Below are 21,155 nucleotides of genomic sequence, written 5' to 3' on the forward strand. Positions count from 1 at the left end.
TCAGTCTAACTTGACTATTTTTAAATATCCGAAAATCATGCTCTCTACCCCTACCATGAGCCGTGCAGATGATTTTACCATTCGCTTGGTCTACCACTACTTGTGACTTAAGCGGAGCCGGAGACGCTCCGCCTCCGGTGTATACTGTTTCTTTTTTCCACTGTAAAACTTTTTTTGTTTTTTTTAGGACGTTCAATCGGACTTTCTGTAACATCAACTACTACTACTTCTAATTGATAATTAGAACTAGTCAATTTTTTCTTCCCTGGAAGCGTGAACGCCTTAGATTTACTCAACTTATCTTCTATTTTTCGGATAATTCGGTAAACCGTAGACTCGTTCACTCCCCAAGATTGACCTATATGGAAGTAAGTACGGTACTCTCTCCAGTACTCCAATGTCATCAACAATTGGTCTTCTGAACTGAGTTTACAAGGCCCGTCCCGTTTTTTGTTTTGCAAGGCTTGGCGATCGCAGTATCTGTAGCATCGCAGTTATTAGTCTCTGGACGTACACCACACAAGCATTTAAAGTCTTCCGGCTTTAGGTTCTTTACTTCTTCGTAGGTCATCAATGCTACCCAACTCTAACCTACTTGTCCCACGCATCTGGGACTTTTGCAAGAGGTCTAATGTTCAAACAAAAATAGAAAAATTAAAAAATTAATTTGATAATGGAAAGGCAGATGCTAATATCCAACCAAAAAATAAAGTACTACCAATAGCATAACTCCAAGGATTATTCAGCAACCCAGAACAAAATGAAAAAATCGCCATAAATACAGGAAATAGTGGCAGTAAAAGGTAAATAAAACTTAGTTATGGCAGAAAATAAAGCACTAGAATAAAACCAGCAATTAAGACTGTGCTTTGCCCTAGCCACCACAAAGTTTGCTGACCAAAATTCAGATTTTGCTGTGTGCCATTCCAGAAGCTAAAAACCAAGGGAAACAAGCAACTGCCAGGAGAGGAAAAATTTGCAAACGTGGCCCAACTAACCACCACTGTAACCATACTACCTGTGCCATAGCCCCGAAACCAATCGACAATATGATAAATAAGGTTATGCCAATTACCAAAGCTCTGGCTAATGGCAGTAGTTTTATAGTTGATTTTAAAAGTCATTAGTCATTATCAGTAAAAGGAACTATGGATGGTAAAAACTTTTTCAGAGATGGGTAAAATTGTAATCTTGCTGCACAATCATCTGTTTGTGATATTTCTAGCTCGATTGTTTGCTGATTTTTTCATCAAAGAGCAACTGGATTTGATAATGTGTCCAGAATTGCTCACCTAACTCATCTTCTAAATCGAAAAGTTGTTCTTCATCACCCCATATATTTGACCAAAGGACTATCTTATTACCCCGGAAATGGTTTTGACCTGTTGTATCTGCAATGACAAAATATGCTTCATATCGTAAACTTCAGAAGACGCTGATGAAGTCCTGGTCAGCAAGAGCATTGGCGGTTCGTCGGGTGACTCAAGACAACCAAGGAAAAAAGACGGCAGGTGTGGATGGTGTGAAATCATTGTCCCCAAAGAAACGTCTGCGCCTGATAGGTGAATTAAAACTAGGGTCAAAGGTCAGCCCAACTAGGCGGGTATGGATTCCCAAGCCTGGAACCCAAGAGAAGCGACCTTTAGGAATACCAACAATTTTTGACCGCGCCTTGCAATGCCTCGTCAAACAGGCTTTAGAACCAGAATGGGAGGCGCGATTTGAACCTAATCCTCTTCCATCACTCTTGGAGAAAGCAATCGCTGCAAGGCTTACGAGACTTCACTTTTCAGGCTTAAGGGACTTGGAAAGACTTGGGAGAGGGGGGAGACTTGGGAGAGGTATTGCTACCTTGTCTACCTTGTTCCCCTGCTCCTATTGGATGCAAAAATTGAGTAATGTAATTTTTGGATGTCCCTAACAGCATACATCTGTGGGGGTTTAACAGCTTTAGCTAGTAAAAAAGATTATCCAATTTACCTTGATGAAACAGCAACCCTTTTTGAGCAGATTACTGTTTTTGGTGGAATGTCCAGAAATTAAGTGGGATTATCAGTCGCTACCCTATGTAGAATATCATCTTATCGTTAGGTGATAAGTAGGTATGCGTGGATATTTATCCTTGAGACAAAGCAGCTATGCCAAAGGTAAGAGATTTTTAGGGGTTTTAGTTTTATTTACATAGTTATTTTTATTTGTACCCACCTACTTATTTGCTTCAGTTCTGTCAGTTTATATTTTTAATTGCTTATGCATCCTCGCCAAGAAATTACGGGCATGTTCTCAACATTTGTGCAGTTGGAAAGAGGCAGATTCAGCAAATGGTTGACTGATGCCAAACTGTATAGAAATATGCAAAATCACTTAGAGCATTCGTCATCAGCACCTAAATCAGAAAACTTTTGGGCGCTACACTGGCACAAACAATGGCGCTCTAAGTTGAATAACCTTGCCAGAATGCATTTATTCGCTTATTTACAAGAAGCATGTTACTGGGTTGCTTCAAAAACAGTTGCTAAATTTAATCTCAGCCAATACATGCTCGCTGATTACTTTCAAATGGCGATCGCAGAAGTCGAAACAATTCTTAAAGACTTCAACCCCAAAAAATCTTCTAGCTTAAAAGCTTACGCCATGATGGTAATGCCCAGTCGCCTGAGAGATATTTTACGTCAACGCAAGGAAGCTGATATTTGCACCAATTGGGCATTGTTACGCAAAGTGAGCAAAAAGCTGCTTAATGAAGCTCTTAGTGAAGCTGGATTATCACAAAGCGCAGTTGCTCAATATCGTTTAGCTTGGACTTGTTTCAACGAACTTTACACCCAAAACCAACCAGGAGGTGCCAATCAGTTACCAGAGCCGAATCGCCAACTTTGGGAAGCTATTGCCAACCTCTACAACCACCAACGCCAAAGCCAAATTACTCAATCTACTGAGCAACGCAACGCACAGACAATTGAACAGTGGTTAACGCAAACAGCTCTCTACGTGCGTGCTTATCTATTTCCATCTGTGAAATCTCTAAATGCTTTCAAGCAAAATGATGACACGACAATAACATTTGATTTGCCAGACCCATCCTCTAACTCACCAATGGCTGATATGATAGCCGAAGAGGATGTCCAAAATCGACAAAACCAAATATCTCAGATGTCTAGTGTTTTGTTAAAAGCTTTACAGAGTCTAGATGTACAATCCCAAGAAGTACTTAAGCTTTACTACGAACAGGGACTGACTCAGCAGCAGATTGTGCAACAGTTGCAGATGAGTCAGCCTACGGTGTCTCGCAAACTGGTTAAAGGTAGAGAATCAATACTTGCAGCACTGATTAAGTGGAGCCAGGATTTGAATATTTCTGTTAATTCCAACCAAATTAAAGATATGAGTCTTGCTTTGGAAGAATGGTTGATAAACCAGTATGGTGAGTACAACATAAATCCTTAGTTTTCACAAGGTAGTAAAAATGACTTGCGCGTTTGCAGATCCCAGAGAATGGTTGTTAGAGATATCACCAACTATTCAGGCGCAATCTTGGCAGCAAAGCCAGGTTTATGCCACGTCTAGTAGTCGCTGGTGCGCTTACATAAATCAAATTTGTCTCCATGCTTTCTTGGATTGGATCTCAACTGAGGATTTTCAAAGAGCCAGTGTTTGGTACAGTTTCCCTGGTACCCCAGCTTTTTGGGAATTTGTCAATGGCACAGCAATTTTGCTAGAGGGGAGGCGAATCGTGTTGATCCCCAGTGAAGCAATTGATGATAGTGAGTTAGAAGTCCCTCAAGAATGGGTAGATATTCTTAGTTGGGCAGCAGACTACTATTTAGCAGTGCAAGTCAAACCCGATGGTGAGTGGGTACGAATATGGGGTTACACAACCCATGAAGAACTGAAATCTCTAGCTCACTATGACTCAGTAGATAGGACTTATTGTATAGATGCACAGCATTTGACAAAAGACCTCAATGCTTTCTCTTTGAGTTACCAATTTTGCCAAGGAGAAGAGATGAAAGTGGCTATAAATCCATTACCAAAATTATCTACCGAGCAAGCAGAAAATCTTGTGCAACAGTTAGGCAATGCCTCTTTTCGTTTCTCTAGATTGGCAGTACCATTTATAACTTGGGGAGCGCTACTAGAAAATGAGCAGTGGCGGCAGCGCTTGTACGAGCAACGGTTCACCCTTAGCGCAGTCGTTCGCGCTAGCGTCTCCGAAGGAGAAGGGCAGCAACTACAATCATCGCAAGTGCGAGTGAATCTGAGTCGTTGGCTAGAAGGTATATACGATGATTCTTGGGAAGCAATAGAAACATTTTTGCTTTTCAATTCCAACAGTCTAGCTTTTAATTTCAGGAGTAGCTCTGGGTTGAGTGTTGGTAGTATCAAACGAGGCAAGCTGATTGATTTGGGAATGGAAATAGAGTCTCAAAAAGTGGTGTTATTAGTTGCCTTCATACTAGAGGATAGCCAACAAGTTAGTATTCGCGTGCAACTACATCCTGCCTATGGAGAATATCTACCTGTTAATATCAAGTTAGCTTTGCTCTTAGAGTCAGAAGAAATTATTCAGAAAGTGCAAGCAAGAGAACAAGATAACTACATACAATTGAAACGTTTTGATGGAGAAGTAGGAGAATGTTTTAGCATCCAAGTTACTTTTGATAGTCACCAAATAACAGAAAATTTCGTCATTTAACCGTTAGTCATTAGTCATTAGTCATTCATTAGATAAGGACAAATAACAAAGGACAAATGACAAACAATAAACAACAAATGAATAAGCTAGTCATCTTCAGCTTGTTGGGAGGAGACTTAAATCAAGGATTTCCTGTTGTTACGGCTCAACTTTGGCACAATAACCAATTATTTAAAATAATAGGAAGTCTGCCAGCAATACCAGAACTTTCCGAACTTTATAGAAGATGGAAGTTACTCTACGAAGCTATCCATCAACGGTTGGGCAACAATCAACGTATAAAAGTGCATTCACAAGATATTACCAATATTTCTGTGAATGATTTCGATGAAGTATGTCGTCAGTTACAAACATATATCAATGCTTGGTTAAAATCTGAATCCTTCCAAAATATTGAACGGCAGTTAAGGACTCTACTCAGTCAAGATGATGAAATTAGAGTTATTTTTGAAACAAATATAGCTTTACTGCATCGATTACCTTGGCATCTGTGGGATTTTTTTGAGGATTACCCGAAAGCAGAATTAGCTTTAAGCAATCATGAGTATGCATCTCCTCAAGTTGTACAAGAATCTACTACGGATCGAGTCAATATTCTAGCAATTTTCGGTAATAATTTTGGTATTGATATTGATAAAGACCGTTCTTGGTTGCAAGATTTAACAGATACTCAAACTACGTTTCTTGTCCAACCTACACGAAAAGAACTTGATGGGCAATTGTGGAATCAGAATTGGGATATTCTATTTTTTGCCGGACATAGCGCTAGTATCGCAGATGGGGAGATAGGAGAAATTTACATTAATCAAAGCGAAAGTTTAACAATTTTTCAATTTAAAAATGCACTTAAGACAGCAATTACACACGGTTTAAAACTAGCAATTTTCAACTCTTGTGATGGCATTGCTTTGGCACGAAATTTGGCTGATTTGAACATTCCCCAAATGATTGTGATGCGGGAAGGGGTATCAGATTTAGTCGCACAGGAGTTTTTGAAAAACTTTCTTGTCGCTTTTACAGGAAATAAGCCATTTTATTTGGCTGTGCGAGAAGCGCGGGAAAGACTTCAGGGGTTGGAGAATAACTTCCCTTGTGCTAGTTGGTTGCCAGTGATTTGCCAAAATCCTACAACTGTTCCTACAACTTGGCAAGAACTGCGCGGTGGTTTGGGTGACACCGAGATTCGCAACGAAGTTTCGACTCAAAGCACAATTGCAACTCGAAAGGGCAGACTTTGGACTGTACTGCTGAGTACTGCTATTGTGACTCTTTCAACGATAGGTTTGAGATACTTGGGGGTTTTTGAGAAAGCTGAACTGCAAACTTTTGACCAAATGCTACTCCTGCGACCAAAGGAAGATTTAGATCCAAGATTGCTCGTTGTTGAAGTTACTGAAAAAGATATTCAATCCCGACAAGAGACGATCACAGGAGTGAAATCTATTTCGGATAGTACGTTAGCTCAATTACTCAACAAATTACAAAAGTATCAACCGCGAGTCATTGGACTGGATATTTATAGAGATTTTGCTGACCCCCCAAATGAATCAAAATTGATACAACTTGCTACTGAACTAAGCAAAGAAAATGTGGTAGTTGTCTGTAAAGGCAGAGATCGTAAACACGACCCCCAAGGTGTTAAACCTCCAAAAGAAGTACCTGAAGAACGTCAAGGTTTTACTGATGCAATTCAAGACTCAGATGGTATTGTTCGTCGCCAAATTATAATGATGGCACAAGAGCCTTCGTCTGTTTGTACAACGCCTTACTCACTCTCGTTACAATTAGCTGCTCGTTATTTATCTTACGAAAATATTCAACTTAATTTAAATGAAGATTATATACAATTTGGTTCTAAAGTATTTAAACGCTTAAAGCCTGGTCGGAGTGGTGGCTATCAACAAAGAGTTGATTTAGGCGGATTTCAAATACTTGTTAATTACCGTAATGCAGATTACCAAAGAGTTTCTTTGGCAGATGTATTGAGTGATAAAGTTAACTATACTTTTTTCAAAAATAAGGTTGTTCTCATAGGAGTTACAGCTAACACTATCAGCGATACTTGGTCAACTCCCTACTCTGCTGCACAACAACCTTACCAGGAACTACCAGGCATATTTATACAAGCGCAAATGGTTAGCCAAATTTTGAGTGCAGTTTTAGACAAACGTCCAATTCTTGGGGTTTTACCTTTTTGGTGCGACATTCTCTGGATATGGGGATGGTCGAGTGTGTCTGGTTTGATTGTTTGGCGCGTGCGTCATTCGCTACTTAATAAGGGATGCGCTATATTTGCGATCGCTATCATTTTATACGGAGTTTGTGCGATCGCCCTTTGGGCAGTTCCTTTTGGGAACATCATCCTTTTAAAACAAGGGGTATGGTTATCATTTATTCCCTCGGCCTTTGCTGTACTTGCAAGTGGTGTTGTTGTGTTGTTTGTTCAACGCAGTCAGAAATTTCCTACATCCTCTGAAGTGAGTATGCAAAATCCGCCAAAACTTTATGAAACAAGGTAGTATTTACTTTTTATAGTTGCAATCCCTAAACCTAATGAGTCAACTAGATAACAAGGAGTAACTGTAAGTATGCCCAACGACAGCAACATCTCCATGTCCAGCGCCATCATTGCCCAAAAGCTGTTAGCGGACGTGACGGGCATCGCGCCATGTAGCTGAGGTCGCTGATAGACTTTACCGCATTTTTATAAATAGTTACATATCTATATCTTATGGCTAATTTCTGAATAACTCTTAACGGTGTACTTCATTTACACACAAAGCGCTGTAAATTGAGAATTCACTGGCTAAATTTCCTTTTCAATAGGAGAGTGCAATGTCTGGAGTATCTATACGTTTGTACTGGCGGCAAGGTCTAGGAATTGCGATCGCGAGTGCAATAGTCTTATATACAAATAGCTCAGTTGCTCAAATCACGCCAGATGGAACTCTGCCAAATAATTCCGATGTGAGATTAGAAGGTAATACCAGGATTATCTCAGGTGGAACGACAAGAGGCGCTAACCTATTCCACAGTTTTCGAGAGTTTTCTGTTCCCACCGATCAGACAGCTTTTTTCAAAAATGTACTCGATATTCAAAACATTTTCACACGAGTCACTGGCTCAAGCGTTTCAAACATTAATGGGTCGATTCGTACCTTGGGTAAAGCCAACCTGTTTATCATCAATCCCAATGGGATTATTTTTGGTAAAAATGCCAGTTTGAATATCGGCGGTTCGTTTGTTGCCACAACAGCGAATGCCATAGGATTTGGCAATCTGGGATTTTTCAGTGCCTCGAATCCAGAAGCACCTTCACCGTTGTTAACAGTAAATCCAAATGCCTTATTATTTAATCAAATTGCAGCTGCACCGATTCAAAATAGTTCGACTGCACCAGCAGGATCTACTCCTGGCGGCGACAATGCATTTGGTCTACGTGTCCCAGATGGTCAAAGTTTGCTGCTAGTAGGCGGCAATGTGAACATGGATGGTGGAAGATTGAATGCTTTTGGTGGACTCGTCGAGTTAGGTGGGTTAGCTAGTGCTGGTACAGTTGGGTTGAATGGGGATGATAGTAATATTCGTTTGAGTTTTCCCAATAGTGTAGAAAGAAGCGATGTTTTCCTTAGCGATCGCGCGCAAGTAAATGTATTGGCTGGCAATGGTGGTAGTATCACAGTTAATGCCCGGAATTTAGAGATGACAGAAGGGAGTTTCCTGGGTGCAGGCATAGACAGTGGATTGGGTTCTAATAATAGTAAGGCGGGAAATATTTCGGTTAATGCTACGGTCGCAATAAACCTTAACAATAAAAGTGAGATTTTTAATCAAGTGCGACCAGAAGCAAATGGACAGGGAGGTGATATCAGTATCAATGCTAATACCTTGCGGCTTGAGAGCGGGGCACGGGTAAGAACTAGCACTTCCGGTGCGGGCAAGGGGGGAAATTTGAGCGTTGATGCCCAAGATGTGCAACTGATTGGTACAAGCGCTGACGATGGGACACTTAGTGGCTTGTTTGCACAAACAAACTCAAACTCAACAGTAGATGCGGGTGATTTGACGGTCAAAACCAATACCTTGCTAGTTGTAGATGGGGCACGGGTAAATACTAGTACTATTGGTGCGGGCAAGGGAGGAATTTTGAGCGTTGATGCCCAAGATGTGCAACTAATTGGTACAAGCGCTGATGGTCAGTTTCCTAGTGGCTTGTCTACTTCTGCACGGCCAAACTCGACAGGAGATGCGGGTGATTTGAAGGTCAAAACCAATACCTTGCTAGTAGAAGATGGGGCACGGGTAAATACTGGCACTTTCGATGCGGGCAAGGGGGGGAATTTGAGCGTTGATGCCCAAGATGTGCAACTGATTGGTACAAGCGCTAATGGTCGGTTTCGTAGTGGCTTGTTTGCACGAGCAAGCCCAAACTCAACAGGAGATGCGGGTGATTTGACAGTCATAACTAATACCTTACTAGTGCGAGATAGGGCACAAGTAAATACTGGCACTTCCGGTGCGGGTAATGGGGGAAATTTGAGCGTTGAAGCCCAGGATGTGCAACTGATTGGTAGAAGTGTTGACGATCGGAGTGGCTTGTTTACACGAGCAAGCCCAGACTCAACAGGAAATTCGGGTGATTTGACAGTCACAACCAATACTTTACTAGTACGAAATGCGGCAGTAAGCGTGCGGAGTTCCACAACAGGAACCGCAGGCAACATGACATTAAATGCACGCTCTATCCGTTTAAACCACGGCTCACTCATCGCCAATACAGGCAGCCCCAAAGTTGACCGGGATAGAGAACAGGCGACAATTAACATTAACTCAAAAGATTTAATCATGACTGGCAATAGCAACATTAGAACCAACGCTACAGGAAAACAGGTTATCGGTGGCAACATCAATATTAATACCGATGTCCTGGTTGGCTTTGAAAATAGCAACATCACTGCTAATTCTGATAACTTTCGTGGTGGGAATGTCAGAATCAATACTAAAGGTATCTTTGGTATTCAGTTCCGGGATGTACCTTCCCCAAACACAAGTGATATCACCGCCACAGGGCGAACTCGCAGGTTGAGCGGTAATGTAGAAATCACTAGACCTGATATTGACCCAACTAGCGGCTTAATCGAACTCCCTACTAATCTCGTTGATGTCTCACAGCAAATTTCCACCGCTTGCACTCCTGGAAGTCGGCAATTTCAGAGTTCTTTTGTGTCAACAGGACGCGGTGGACTACCCATAAGTCCCACTGAACCATTGCAAGATACAAGCACTCTCTCAGCGTGGGTGAGATTAAGACCAAAACCCGCAAACTCAGCTAAAACAAAAATTTCGCCACAACCAACAGCAGTCTCAAATAGTACTAAAGTTGCTGCGGCGATGACCATTGTGGAAGCTACTGGTTGGATAGTTAATAGCAATGGGAATATAGAACTTGTGGCGCAAGCACCTAATGTCACTCCTGAGAGTTCTCGACAAACTCCTGCTTCTTGTTCTGCATCTCGCTAAGGTGTGAAATATGCATCTATTTGCGCTGACCAAGCGACTCATCAGATTTGCGGTAAACTATGTAGTCCTATTTACCCTTGCTTTTTCCCTAACTATTATCCCCAGGACATTCGCCAAACAACCCCGAATAAATTCACTCGCCGGATTCTACACCCAAACCACCAAACCTTCAAGCACAACACCACAGCAACTTGTTTCTCAAGGAGAAGCGCTTTATCAATCTGGACGCTTTGCTGAAGCTGTAACTTTTCTACAACAAGCTGTCCGCATCTATCAACAACAAGGCGACAACCTCGCACAAGCCGCAGCACTAACTAACCTCTCTTTAGTGTTTGAGCAACTCGGTTCATGGAAAGAAGCGTCAAAAGCGATTAATAACAGCTTAAATCTACTTGGCTGGGACAATACAAATCAAAAGTTAAATGTCAACAATCCCAAGTCAGAATTGCTAGAAGTTCTAGCACAAACTCTAGAGATTCAAAGTGGACTGCAACTGTCACAGGGACAGGCAGATATATCTTTGAAAACATCACAGATTTCAGAGCAAATTTGGAAGCGCTTAGGTAAACAATACAATGCTGGAGTGACGCGCAGCCGTATCAATCAAGCACAAGCTCTACGAGTTTCTGGTTTTTACCGCCGTAGCTTAGACATATTGAATGAAGTCTCTCAACAGTTACAAACCCAACCTGACTCACTGGAAAAGGTTACTGCTTTGCGATCGCTCGGTAATGTCCATCGACAATTAGGTGACTTAGAACAATCCTGGAAAAATTTAAAACACAGTTTAGAAATTGCCCAACGTCTGCAATTACCTTTAGAGACTAGCCTAACAGAGTTTTCTCTTGGTAATACCGCTAGAGACTTAGGTAACATAAAAGATGCTATAGCTCATTATGAAAATGCGGCTTTAATTGCGCCAAACTCACTCACCAAAGTTCAAGCTCAAATCAATCAACTCAGCTTGCTTGTTGAGAATGAACAAGTAGCACAAGCAAAAACAATAATACCCACAATCCAATCTCAACTCGCAACTCTGCCTACTACTCAAGCTGGTATTTATGCACGGATCAATTTTGCTCGCACCATAAGTAAAATTGGTAATAAAAAAGATATTGCAGAGATTCTCGCAAACAGCGTTCAACAAGCCAAAACCATAGGTGATGAGCGCACTCAATCCTATGCTCTAGGCAGTTTAGCAGAAGTCTATGAGCAAAACAATCAATGGCTTGATGCACAGAAATTGACGCAGGAAGCATTGTTTCTCGCTCAAAAAATCGATGCTTCAGATATAGCTTATCGTTGGGAGTGGCTGTTAGGACGCTTGCTCAAAGCACAAGGAAATATTGAAGGAGCGTTCGTCGGAGACGTTGGCGCAGCCATCGCTGCTTATGATACCGCAGTTGCAACTCTTCAGTCTCTCCGTACCGATTTAGTTGCGGTAAACCGAGAAGTGCAGTTTAATTTTCGTGATAGCGTAGAACCTATTTATCGCCAGTCAGTAGAACTGCTTTTACAACAGAAAGGACAAGAAAAACCCGATTTAGATAAAGTCCGCAAGCGAATAGAAGCTTTGCAATTGGCAGAACTAGATAATTTTTTCCGAGAAGCTTGCTTGAGTAACCAATTTGTGGTGCTGGACAAAGTGGTAGACCGCGATCGCCCTAATACTGCCATTTTTTACCCGATTATCTTGGATAACCAGTTAGAAATAATCCTCAAACTTCCCAATCAACCTTTGATACATAAAACTTCTGTGGTGAACCATCAGCAAGTAGAGGAGGCGATCGCCCAAATGCAAGAGACGATAGTCCAACCCGACGCTAATAATAAATTTCAAGCAGTTTCCCAGCAGCTTTATGATTGGTTAATTAAACCAGTTGCAGGTGAACTCAAAAATAGTAGAGTTAATACTCTAGTCTTTATTCCAGATGGGTCATTACGAAACATTCCAATGTCTGCATTATCTGATGGCAAAGAGTATTTAGTCCAGAAGTACGCTATAGCCATTAGTCCAGGATTGCAACTATTTACCCCCAAACCTCTAGCACAGAAAAAATTAAACGCTCTTGTTGGAGGACTCTCACAACCACCCAGGAACGAAAAATTTGCACCGCTTCCCAATGTCAAGGTTGAACTGGAATTGATTCAGCAATCGGGCATATCAACAACGATACTATTGGATGAAAATTTCAAAAGTACAACTTTAAGAAAAACGATTAATTCCCAACCTTTTAGAGTTGTTCACCTGGCAACTCACGGACAATTTAGCTCTAAAGCAAAAGACACTTTTATCTTAGCAGCCGATAAACGCATCTATGTAAATGAATTAGATAGCTTGCTCAAAAGTAGAGAGCAAAAACGAACACAGCCAGTGGAATTACTTGTTTTGAGTGCTTGCGAAACAGCACAAGGAGATAATCGTGCTGCATTGGGATTAGCAGGAGTTGCCCTGCGTGCTGGGGCGCGGAGTACTTTAGCGTCTCTATGGCAAATTGGGGATGAATCCACTGCTTTGTTTGTTAGTGAATTCTACCATCAGTTAACAACTGGCAAAACTACAGCAGAAGCTTTACGCGAAGCTCAATTAAAGCTACTGTCTAGTTCGCAATACACTCGTCCTCTTTACTGGGCAACTTACGTGTTAGTTGGTAATTGGCTGTAAACAAACAGTTATTTTACCAGAGGAACCGTAGCAACATTATCCAAATTGACAGATTTCAATAGACTTTGCCAATCGGAAGCAACAGATGCATCATGAGGATTCTTTCGGCGCATTTGTGCCAGCATAGTCAGAGAATCAAACCAAATACCTTCTTGTGCATAGATTGCAACCTTTTGTTGCAAAGCGACTGCTGTTTGCAACTGCTGCATCATCCGAGAATCTAAATTGACTCTTTGAATGTCTCCTTCTACATAAATAGGAACACTCGCTGTTTGTTGTTGATTACAAAGGACTTTTAAATACCAGTGATATGTTTTTCCTACTTGCAAGGATGCATTGGATGGGAGAGAAATACTTATGATACTAGGTTTTGGAGGTGGTGCGATCACACTTCTATAAATATCGTTTTGTGAACTATCTTGTAAGATAAATTCAGCACTAGCTGTTAATTCCTGAGTGTAAGGAACGTAAAACCAAAAAGTTGGTCGTTCAGAGGTAGTTAGTCCCCCCACAATCGCTGAAATTGGTTTGTCTGTTTGCTTACTAATTTTTTCTTCCTCTTGCAACGGTACTAAAGCAGTGAGTGCAGTTGTCACCGCAGGACAATTATCCCGGCTACCCATTCCAGTTCTACGCCCAGAGATCGGACTTAACCGAGCAGGTATTTTTGGCAAAACAAAAACTGGTCGAGAGGTACGCCCTTGAGGTAAAGTTTTACCTTTGGTTGGTTGTACAGGCTGCTTAGTCGTTGCTGCTTGTCTAGTTTGGGCTGTTACCTTTCCTGGATAATAGGTAACGCTGCTCAAAATCAGAGCAATTGTTAGCATCCATTTCATATTTCTAGATGCTATCAGTACAAAAGTATAGATATCCCTAGACATTTCACCCTCCTATTAAAGAGATTTGGAATCTCCTATCTAAGAATAGCTATCAGCACAATACAATCAATTTATGCACAAGCTTTGGATATCAACAAATTTTTAGCTATTGGCATAACTTACAACAAATAATTATTCTTTTCATCTAAAGCAGGCATTTTTGTCAAGTATAATGCGGTAGAAATTAGTTTAAAAAATATTAAGCTAACCGTTATTGAAAACTCAAGACTTATCGTAATTTTAAGCGCTAATCAAGACTCAGCTTTGCTTTGCGCCTATCTAGAGTGATGGGGGTGATGCAAGATAGTGAATAAACTCATTTCACTGTTACCAATTAAGAATCAGAAGGCTCAACTAAAAACCTCTGATTTTCCACAGTGAATAAACTCATCTCACTGCTACCAATTAAGAATTCAGAAGGCTCAACTAAAAACTTCTGATTTTCCACAGTGAATAAATTCATCTCACTGCTACCAATTAAGAATTAGAGGAGAGAGTACCTGTACCAAGTGCAGACTATACTCCATTTTTTACCAAGCCTTCAAGTCACGCCGTCATGACTGGCGGTTAGACACACAACTCCAAAAATTTATTTCCCTGAGGAGGAAAGTGTTATAAGTTTTTTGAAAACTACCAACTAACTTTCTGTCAATTTACAAAGAGGAAAATTAAGTTATGAATTCTGTTGAAACTCAAGAAGAGATGAATTTGATTAAAGGTTACTGGGATAAAACTTACTCTCCGAGTCACCCTTTCAACCAGGCAACATTAGGCATTGCTTTTAGTGGATGGGCTAATCCAGATAAGGCTTTATCAGATAGTGCCGAAATCAAAAACAGGTTGGTGGGTCATAAATACATTTCCTTAGGCGGAGGAAATAATAATGGCTCCTTCACCCAGGAAATTCTTCATTCGATTATTACTCACATTAAAAATGGCAAATTCTCCGATTATAGGGGTATTGCTTTTGACATCGAAGAGGGCGAAGCTCACCTTACCTCAGATTTTGAACACGCTTTTACTGCTGCAAAAAACAAAAATTTGAAAGTTTTGGTTACGACTAGCCACTCAGCCCCTTACGGAATTCCTGACGCACAGATGATGATGAAAAACTTCTTTAGGAACGAGAATATAGACTATCTTTCTCCACAACTATACACTTCTGGAACAGAGACTGAAAACGACTTCCAAACAAGCCAAGGAGTATCTTGGGATGATTACGCACACAGTAAACCTGCTATAGTTCCGAGCATTGTACAAGCTAATATGTACCACGACGCAAAAAATCGATTCTCCAGACATGGAGTAAACACAAAGGGGTTTATTCAATGGGCAAACTAAAGTTAAATAAAGGCATCCGTCAGCGGAAATTTTAAGGCGTAAGCCACTAACTTTAATCAAACGCCTCGCAATAACGGACGCCGAAATATTCTCAGCCTCAATTATCGCGAAATTGTCATTGGGTATGCCTTCAACGATGCGTCTCAGGACGAATGGCACTAAGACTCATGTGAAACCTAGTCTGGGCAGGGTGTTAGAAGTGGCGCAACGGGTGTAGTGTTAATCAACATTCATCTCTAACAGATGAAACATAGGTTATACCAATTTGAAAAAAGAATGCGACAGATACACACTTCCAAACCCTTGTGATGTCTGGCTTTATTCATTTTGAATTTTGAATTTTGAATTTTGAATTGGTATTACTTCTTCATTCCCCACACCTCACATTCCAAAACCAGTAATATTAATGATTTCTGCTTATCTTAGTGTCATTCCCTCTCAAGACAAACACTACTAAACTGAGGATTTTAGTACACCTTCGTAAGTGTACTTTCAATTCAAAACATTCGGTCAAAACTCAAATTTCAAGGAAGAATATCATGAAATTTTCATTTACCAACAATACGAAGAACAAATTCCCTTCAGATAAAATTAACTTTGTAATTACTGGTCTGAATGCATCGAACCAAACTTGTCATCTTAACAAAAACGGTGACTTAGTTCCATGTCATGTTAGCGATAATAATGCACCAGGACATTTAACTAAAAAGGGGCAAAATTATGCTAATTATTTACACACTATTAAGGAGGTTTCGGAAATAAAAGTTCCGCATATTCGTTCAGGTAGGGTTTATATTAGTCTTGGTTCACCGATATACTTACAAATCGCTGATAACAACACTATTATTCAACCGAATACGGGTAATCAATCTGATGCCAATGTAGACGTTTACTTTGATTGGATAGAATTTACCTTTGATGATGCAGGCTTCCACGGCAATACTACTCAAGTAGACCAATTTGGATTTCCAATGGTCATGAAATTAAGCGGATCTAATGATTCAAAAAAAGTTGGTATAACTGAATCAAGGAGTGTTTTATTCGATAAATATGCTAGTAATGTCCCAGCCCCATTTAAATCTTTGGTTCAGAAACCCTACAGAATAGTATCGCCATTTAAAGGGGATTTTGATAAAGGTGGTACTCACGCAAAATACTTCGATGATTACATTCACGATGTGTGGCAACATTACAAGACAAATAAACTTGAACTGAAAATGCCACAGGGAACATTTATCGGAAAAGTAGAAGATAACGTTTTTACTTTTACCAGAGCAGATTCACCTAATGCAAAGTATACAATACACTATCCAGAATCTCCTAATGTCTTTAAATGTGATGAAGAGTTTTCAAAAGGCGATGAGATTCAAAAGGCAATTCAAGCTCAAGTTGCCGCAATGTTTAACAGGCACATAGTTAAGAATCCAGCAAATAAGTGTAAGCCTTCGGAATTCTATAAAAAAGATCCAGCTAATTTCTATGCTGAATTCTGGCATCATCATAGCATAGATAACAAAGCTTATGGATTCCCATTTGATGATGTGTGCGAGCAAAGCACTCTAATTGAACATCCAAATCCTCAAGAATTGGAGGTAATTATAAATTGGGATTAAGATATCCAGTTTCTGTTTAATCAGCTGGAAGTCTTTATGCCATAACCAACTTCAATGTCGGTAATCACAGTGATATAACGCATTTAAATGTAGGTTAGGGCTACATTTAAATGCGAACAACAATCAACTTTCATTAAACTTTCAGGAAGTGTAAGCTATGAAAATTAAAGCAATTTTAGCAGCACACAATAAGTACAGAGCCAAAGTAGATGTTCCACCACTGGAATGGTCAGAAAATTTAGCAGCAAGCGCTCAAAAGTGGGCAAATCATTTGGCGGTAATAGGAAAATTGGAACATGGTAGCGCTGGAGAAAACTTAGCAAGTGGTACTGCTGGTGCCTATTCTGTAACTCAGCTAATAGATTTGTGGGGTCATGAAAAGAAGCATTTCAAAAACGGTATTTTTCCCGATGTCTCTACTACTGGACATTGGGAGAAAGTGGGTCATTATACTCAAGTTGTTTGGAGAAAAACAAGAAAAGTTGGATGTGGTTTAGCGAGCGGACATGGCAACGATTTCCTTGTTTGTCACTACAATCCGGCAGGCAATGTTAGCGGAGAAAAAGTTTTTTAGTCATGTAAATCAAGAGGTCATTTGATGAAAATATCCAGTTTGAAAACAAAGTTCTTGGTTCTAATAACTCCGCTCATTTTTTTGAATTGAAGGTACTATTATGTCTCAATTTCTCGGTGTTACCTTTGAACCTTATGTTGGTCATTGGAGAGGAACACCTCCAAATGCTAAAACCCCGCAGTGGGACTCTTACAGCCAGCAAGAGATTGTGGATATGCTGGAGGTGATTGCATCCAAGTTTACCAAAATCAGCACCTACAGTATGGGGTATGCCGTGTATCACCCACCGACAACGCCCTGGAATCAAGTCGATTCTAACTGTCATGTTGCAGTTGCTGCTGCCCATTTAAATAAGCGTCGTGGCAAAGTTGATATTAAGGTAGCTCAAGGTATTTATCAGCAGTCGAATGCACAACTGCAAGACGTAGAAATTAAAGCGGCTTTTTCTGCTGCTAGCGCCGCAAATGCTATTGTTGCCAAGACAGTCACTTCATTGATTTTTACTAATGAATATATCGTTGACGCGCAAACAACTAATGCAGTCAACGCAATGATTGTAGCTAACAAGCAGAAAGCTCATCACCTCGATCTCAAAGTTGGTGTCCGCTCGAATACCTTCGGAAATATTGCCAATCCAAACAGCCCATTTCATAAAGAGCTGAAGACGCTGATTCAAAACTGCGATTTTATTCAGTGCAATCTTTATCCTGAGGCAAACGCAGCCACTCCCCAAGAGGGTATGCATGGGGTAAGCCAAGCTTTCAATAGGATTAAATCAGCAGTCGATAACATCAACCCACAATGTGAGGTAATGATCGGCGAGACTGGCTGGCCTTCAAAGGGAATCAGCTTCAACAAAACGGATAACAATGTGAAGAATCTCTTGGCATACTTTGAGGCGATCGATAAGTGGGCATCACAGCACCGTGTAATTACTTACTTGTTTGAAGCAATTGACGAACCTTGGAAAAGCGACCAGAACAAGCAAGATCCTCCTTGGCAAGGAGCCAATGGTGCTGAGGGACACTACGGTCTTTGGTTCCTCAATGACTCTGGTGGTTATACACACAAACACGTCTAGCAACAAACACAAACATGGAGGTCATTTATGTCTTGTCAATCAGGTAGTTCATATATCGTTGAGTCTGGAGATACGCTTTATACCATTGCCGAGGAACAATTGGGTGATGGCGATCGCTCGAATGAAATCAAGAACCCAGATGGTAGCGCACCCAATCCTGACAATTTGCAGCCCGGTCAGGAACTCTGCCTTCCTGAGGAGTCTGATCTCACTTCTGATCGTCGTAGGCACTTAAATCTAGAAGCTACATTTTACAGCAGGGAAGAAACACAGTGTCATCCACCCGCGACAGGTGTACATGGAGTTACATTGCGACAAGCGCTTGCAGGTGAAAAGACTCCACCATGTGGTTCAGGCGTTGGGCGTTTACAGTGCGCGGTAGACCCAGATGTTATTCCTCTTCACAAAAAATTCACCTTGATACTTTGGAATGGCAAGCGAGTGAAGGCAGTTGCGCTAGATACGGGTACAAGAATTCAAGGTCATATTATTGACATATTTGTCGATACAACTGCTGAGGCAATCAATTTAGGTAGAAAGCATGTTAAAGCAATTCTTTAATATGCGATCGCATATTTGGCAGCAGCATTTTGGTCGAGTTTGGGGAAATTTGGTAAGTGCAAAGCGACGTTACAATCCAGATAATTTACTAACACCAAGTCAGGGCATTTTCGCAAACTGTTAGCTTAAGCTTTCCTATAGCGTTTTCTGCTATCTGAAATAGGTTTTTTCTCTCGCTTTCACCCAATAGTCCTCCTAAATAATGCCTGAACTCTCTTTTTTGAGCTTTATGAGTAAACACACCATCAAACCTCTTACACCATTTTTCAAAGCATGGAGGCATGGCGGCGGGAGTTGTCTCTTTCATGGAAGCTTACTTTGACGTGAAAGCTAGTGGTCTGCCAACTCAAAAATGCTGGGTGAGGGCTGGGGAAAGGGTAAGGGATTTAAAACCTTTCCCCTTTCCCCTTTACCCCGCCAAGTTCCCTTGGCGAACTACTAGGCTGAAAAAAAAATTATACCCCTTTCTCCCGCCCCTTATCCCCAGAGGAGACCCACCTTCCCCTTTTCCTCAAAACCCGACAAGTATTGGGTTGCCATCGGTTTGCCGGAAAATCATAGTTTGGGCATCTGTTACATCTATAACTGTCCATTCTTCAGTTAGAGCGATGAATGAGTTTTTAGGTTGCTCTCTGGGGCTGAGAATGAGTACAGCGTAGATTTGCAGCACCTGAAGCAGGGCGGTCGCATCAGATCAATAGGTGTGCTTTATTTTAATAAGCTCAAATATAATCGCATTAAGCTATATTTATTGATAGCAGCTTAGGCGTTAGCCTAACCCGCCGCAGGCATTGCTTTAAGGCTTGAAAAATAAATCAAACGAGAAATACTGACTTTTTCTTTGGTTTTTATGGTTGGCCGTGAGCAAGAGTAATTTAGATGCGTTTGCTCTGGGGGACAAGCCAGTGACCGAGTTCGCAAACAAGATAGCTATTGTCACTGGTGCAGCTACAGGTCTTGGCGAAGCCATTGCCGTCAACCTGTACGAAAACGGTGCGCGGGTCGTTTTGGCAGACATCAATGCCGAAGGAGCGCAGGAAGTAGCTAGGCGGTTGGATTCATCTGGCAAGCGGACGCACGTTATTGAAACTGATGTGTCTGACCATCGCGCTGTGGAGGCAATGGTAGCTGAAACAGTAGAGCGATTTGGCGGGTTGAACCTAGCAGTCAACAATGCCGGCTTTACCGGGCCGCATGGGATTAGTACCGCCGATTATGAGATTGAATGGTGGCATCGTGTGATTGCGACTAATCTTAACGGCATTTTCTTTGGACTGAAATACGAAATTCCAGCAATGATCCGAAGTGGTGGCGGGGCAATTGTGAATATGTCATCTGCTGCTGGTGCGGTCGGAGTGGCGGGTATTGCTCCCTATGTCACTGCCAAGCACGGCATTATCGGTCTGACAAAGGCGGCAGCATTGGAATATGCAAACCAGGGCATCCGGGTGACTGCAATCGGGCCAGGTTATGTTGATACACCCCAGATGCAAGAGTTGCCAGAGTCAGCGCGAAAGCAGATGGCTGACTTGCACCCTTTAGGTCGCCTTGCACGAACTGAGGAAGTCGCAAACATGGTTAGCTTCCTATTGTCCGAGCAAGCCTCTTTCGTCACTGGCAGCTTCCACCTGCTGGATGGTGGTTACACTGCCCCCTGATTACTAATCAATTGACTTGCGTGCGATCGCAATACATAATTTTTTCTTCTGTGATCTATTTCTCTAACTGCCTATTTTTAGCCAACCAAACACTTGAAAAATTGTAACTTTGACCTTGATACCAATTTGCAATCATATGTATGTAGTATTTCTCCCCCTGCCTACCCTGCTTCCCCTGCTCAAGAACAGCCTGCCAAAACTAATATTTTTGAACGCAACTCGGTATGAGGTGATAGACAAGCATCTTCTGAATCAAGACTGGCTAGAGACAAATCACCCAACGATCGCAGATGTTGCCTGCTACCCCTATATTCAACTTGCCAGTGATGCCAAAATTGCTCTTGAGGCGTATCCGCAAGTGAGTGCTTGGGTTACTCGCATCAAGCAGCTTCCTCTTTACGTCGCAATGCCTGGATTTTAACAGGATACACTTACGTTTTCAACAAATAAAATTACCATAACCACACCGAAAGCAAGTTAACTCGTACTACTTTGCAACACCCCCAACATCTGCAAAATCTCCCTAATATCATGTCCGCCTAATTAGTTATAATTCCCGCATCTGTGC

The 21,155-nt window shown here is 41.3% G+C and carries 20 protein-coding genes and 2 pseudogenes; 15 read left to right on the plus strand and 7 right to left on the minus strand.

Features of this window, described 5'->3' with window-relative positions:
- The 3 genes and pseudogenes from RMX98_RS31795 to RMX98_RS31805 all read right to left on the minus strand — a co-directional run.
- A pseudogene (locus RMX98_RS31795) lies at positions 1-196 on the minus strand (hypothetical protein); the annotation flags it as partial.
- Positions 108-461, minus strand: coding sequence for a helix-turn-helix domain-containing protein (locus RMX98_RS31800; protein WP_409882046.1), 354 nt, complete (start codon positions 459-461; stop codon positions 108-110). The gene RMX98_RS31800 and the pseudogene RMX98_RS31795, both read right to left, overlap by 89 nt.
- A 357-nt stretch (positions 462-818) precedes the next feature.
- Positions 819-1,124, minus strand: a complete 306-nt coding sequence (locus RMX98_RS31805; protein ID WP_322681692.1) for a hypothetical protein — start codon at positions 1,122-1,124, stop codon at positions 819-821.
- 28 nt (positions 1,125-1,152) lie between these two features.
- On the opposite strand from RMX98_RS31805, the gene RMX98_RS31810 reads away from it, so the two are divergent.
- The 7 genes from RMX98_RS31810 (at position 1,153) to RMX98_RS31840 (ending at position 12,881) form a co-directional block, all read left to right on the plus strand.
- Positions 1,153-1,296, plus strand: coding sequence for a hypothetical protein (locus RMX98_RS31810; RefSeq protein ID WP_322681693.1), 144 nt, complete (start codon positions 1,153-1,155; stop codon positions 1,294-1,296).
- Positions 1,297-1,438: 142 nt separating this feature from the next.
- The gene (locus RMX98_RS31815; RefSeq protein ID WP_322681694.1) at positions 1,439-1,921 is read left to right on the plus strand and encodes a reverse transcriptase N-terminal domain-containing protein; all 483 of its coding nucleotides are present in this window, start codon (positions 1,439-1,441) and stop codon (positions 1,919-1,921) included.
- 356 nt (positions 1,922-2,277) lie between these two features.
- Complete coding sequence (locus tag RMX98_RS31820; RefSeq protein WP_322681695.1) at positions 2,278-3,447, plus strand: sigma-70 family RNA polymerase sigma factor; 1,170 nt, start codon at positions 2,278-2,280, stop codon at positions 3,445-3,447.
- A gap of 19 nt (positions 3,448-3,466) precedes the next feature.
- Positions 3,467-4,696, plus strand: coding sequence for a DUF1822 family protein (locus RMX98_RS31825; protein ID WP_322681696.1), 1,230 nt, complete (start codon positions 3,467-3,469; stop codon positions 4,694-4,696).
- A 56-nt stretch (positions 4,697-4,752) separates the two neighbouring features.
- Entirely contained in the window at positions 4,753-7,215 is a 2,463-nt protein-coding gene (locus tag RMX98_RS31830) for a CHASE2 domain-containing protein (RefSeq protein ID WP_322681697.1), read from the plus strand.
- Between the two features lie 316 nt (positions 7,216-7,531).
- The gene (locus tag RMX98_RS31835) at positions 7,532-10,216 is read left to right on the plus strand and encodes a filamentous hemagglutinin N-terminal domain-containing protein (protein ID WP_409882047.1); all 2,685 of its coding nucleotides are present in this window, start codon (positions 7,532-7,534) and stop codon (positions 10,214-10,216) included.
- 10 nt (positions 10,217-10,226) lie between these two features.
- On the plus strand, positions 10,227-12,881 hold the full coding sequence (locus RMX98_RS31840; RefSeq protein WP_322681699.1) for a CHAT domain-containing protein: 2,655 nt from the start codon (positions 10,227-10,229) through the stop codon (positions 12,879-12,881).
- A gap of 8 nt (positions 12,882-12,889) precedes the next feature.
- Here the strand turns inward: RMX98_RS31840 and RMX98_RS31845 are convergent, their stop codons facing one another.
- Positions 12,890-13,708 (minus strand): DUF928 domain-containing protein, encoded by an 819-nt coding sequence (locus tag RMX98_RS31845; protein ID WP_322681700.1) that lies wholly within the window; start codon positions 13,706-13,708, stop codon positions 12,890-12,892.
- Between the two features lie 385 nt (positions 13,709-14,093).
- Positions 14,094-14,222, minus strand: a complete 129-nt coding sequence (locus RMX98_RS31850) for a hypothetical protein (protein ID WP_322681701.1) — start codon at positions 14,220-14,222, stop codon at positions 14,094-14,096.
- Between the two features lie 212 nt (positions 14,223-14,434).
- Between RMX98_RS31850 and RMX98_RS31855 the strand changes: the two genes are divergently transcribed.
- From RMX98_RS31855 to RMX98_RS31880, 6 genes are all read left to right on the plus strand, one after another.
- The gene (locus tag RMX98_RS31855; RefSeq protein WP_322681702.1) at positions 14,435-15,100 is read left to right on the plus strand and encodes a hypothetical protein; all 666 of its coding nucleotides are present in this window, start codon (positions 14,435-14,437) and stop codon (positions 15,098-15,100) included.
- A gap of 539 nt (positions 15,101-15,639) precedes the next feature.
- On the plus strand, positions 15,640-16,713 hold the full coding sequence (locus tag RMX98_RS31860) for a glycoside hydrolase family 64 protein (protein WP_322681703.1): 1,074 nt from the start codon (positions 15,640-15,642) through the stop codon (positions 16,711-16,713).
- A gap of 157 nt (positions 16,714-16,870) precedes the next feature.
- Positions 16,871-17,287 carry a CAP family protein gene (locus tag RMX98_RS31865; RefSeq protein ID WP_322681704.1) on the plus strand — a complete coding sequence of 139 codons (417 nt, stop codon included), beginning with the start codon at positions 16,871-16,873 and terminating at the stop codon, positions 17,285-17,287.
- Between the two features lie 100 nt (positions 17,288-17,387).
- Entirely contained in the window at positions 17,388-18,368 is a 981-nt protein-coding gene (locus tag RMX98_RS31870; protein ID WP_322681705.1) for a glycosyl hydrolase family 17 protein, read from the plus strand.
- Positions 18,369-18,395: 27 nt separating this feature from the next.
- Positions 18,396-18,929, plus strand: coding sequence for a 3D domain-containing protein (locus RMX98_RS31875; protein WP_322681706.1), 534 nt, complete (start codon positions 18,396-18,398; stop codon positions 18,927-18,929).
- Complete coding sequence (locus RMX98_RS31880) at positions 18,910-19,053, plus strand: hypothetical protein (RefSeq protein WP_322681707.1); 144 nt, start codon at positions 18,910-18,912, stop codon at positions 19,051-19,053. Before RMX98_RS31875 ends, RMX98_RS31880 begins: the two co-directional genes overlap by 20 nt.
- A gap of 9 nt (positions 19,054-19,062) precedes the next feature.
- Here the strand turns inward: RMX98_RS31880 and RMX98_RS31885 are convergent.
- Both RMX98_RS31885 and RMX98_RS31890 read right to left on the minus strand, forming a co-directional pair.
- Positions 19,063-19,236: pseudogene (locus tag RMX98_RS31885) on the minus strand (IS701 family transposase); the annotation flags it as partial.
- Between the two features lie 204 nt (positions 19,237-19,440).
- On the minus strand, positions 19,441-19,599 hold the full coding sequence (locus RMX98_RS31890) for a hypothetical protein (protein ID WP_322681708.1): 159 nt from the start codon (positions 19,597-19,599) through the stop codon (positions 19,441-19,443).
- Between the two features lie 235 nt (positions 19,600-19,834).
- Here RMX98_RS31890 and RMX98_RS31895 point away from each other — a divergent pair, with 235 nt between their 5' ends.
- Entirely contained in the window at positions 19,835-20,587 is a 753-nt protein-coding gene (locus RMX98_RS31895) for an SDR family NAD(P)-dependent oxidoreductase (protein ID WP_322681709.1), read from the plus strand.
- Positions 20,588-20,795: 208 nt separating this feature from the next.
- Complete coding sequence (locus RMX98_RS31900; protein ID WP_322681710.1) at positions 20,796-21,008, plus strand: glutathione binding-like protein; 213 nt, start codon at positions 20,796-20,798, stop codon at positions 21,006-21,008.
- Positions 21,009-21,155 lie beyond the last annotated feature (147 nt).

The sequence above is a fragment of the Nostoc sp. DedQUE02 genome (genome assembly GCF_034531035.1).
GTDB lineage: Bacteria > Cyanobacteriota > Cyanobacteriia > Cyanobacteriales > Nostocaceae > Nostoc.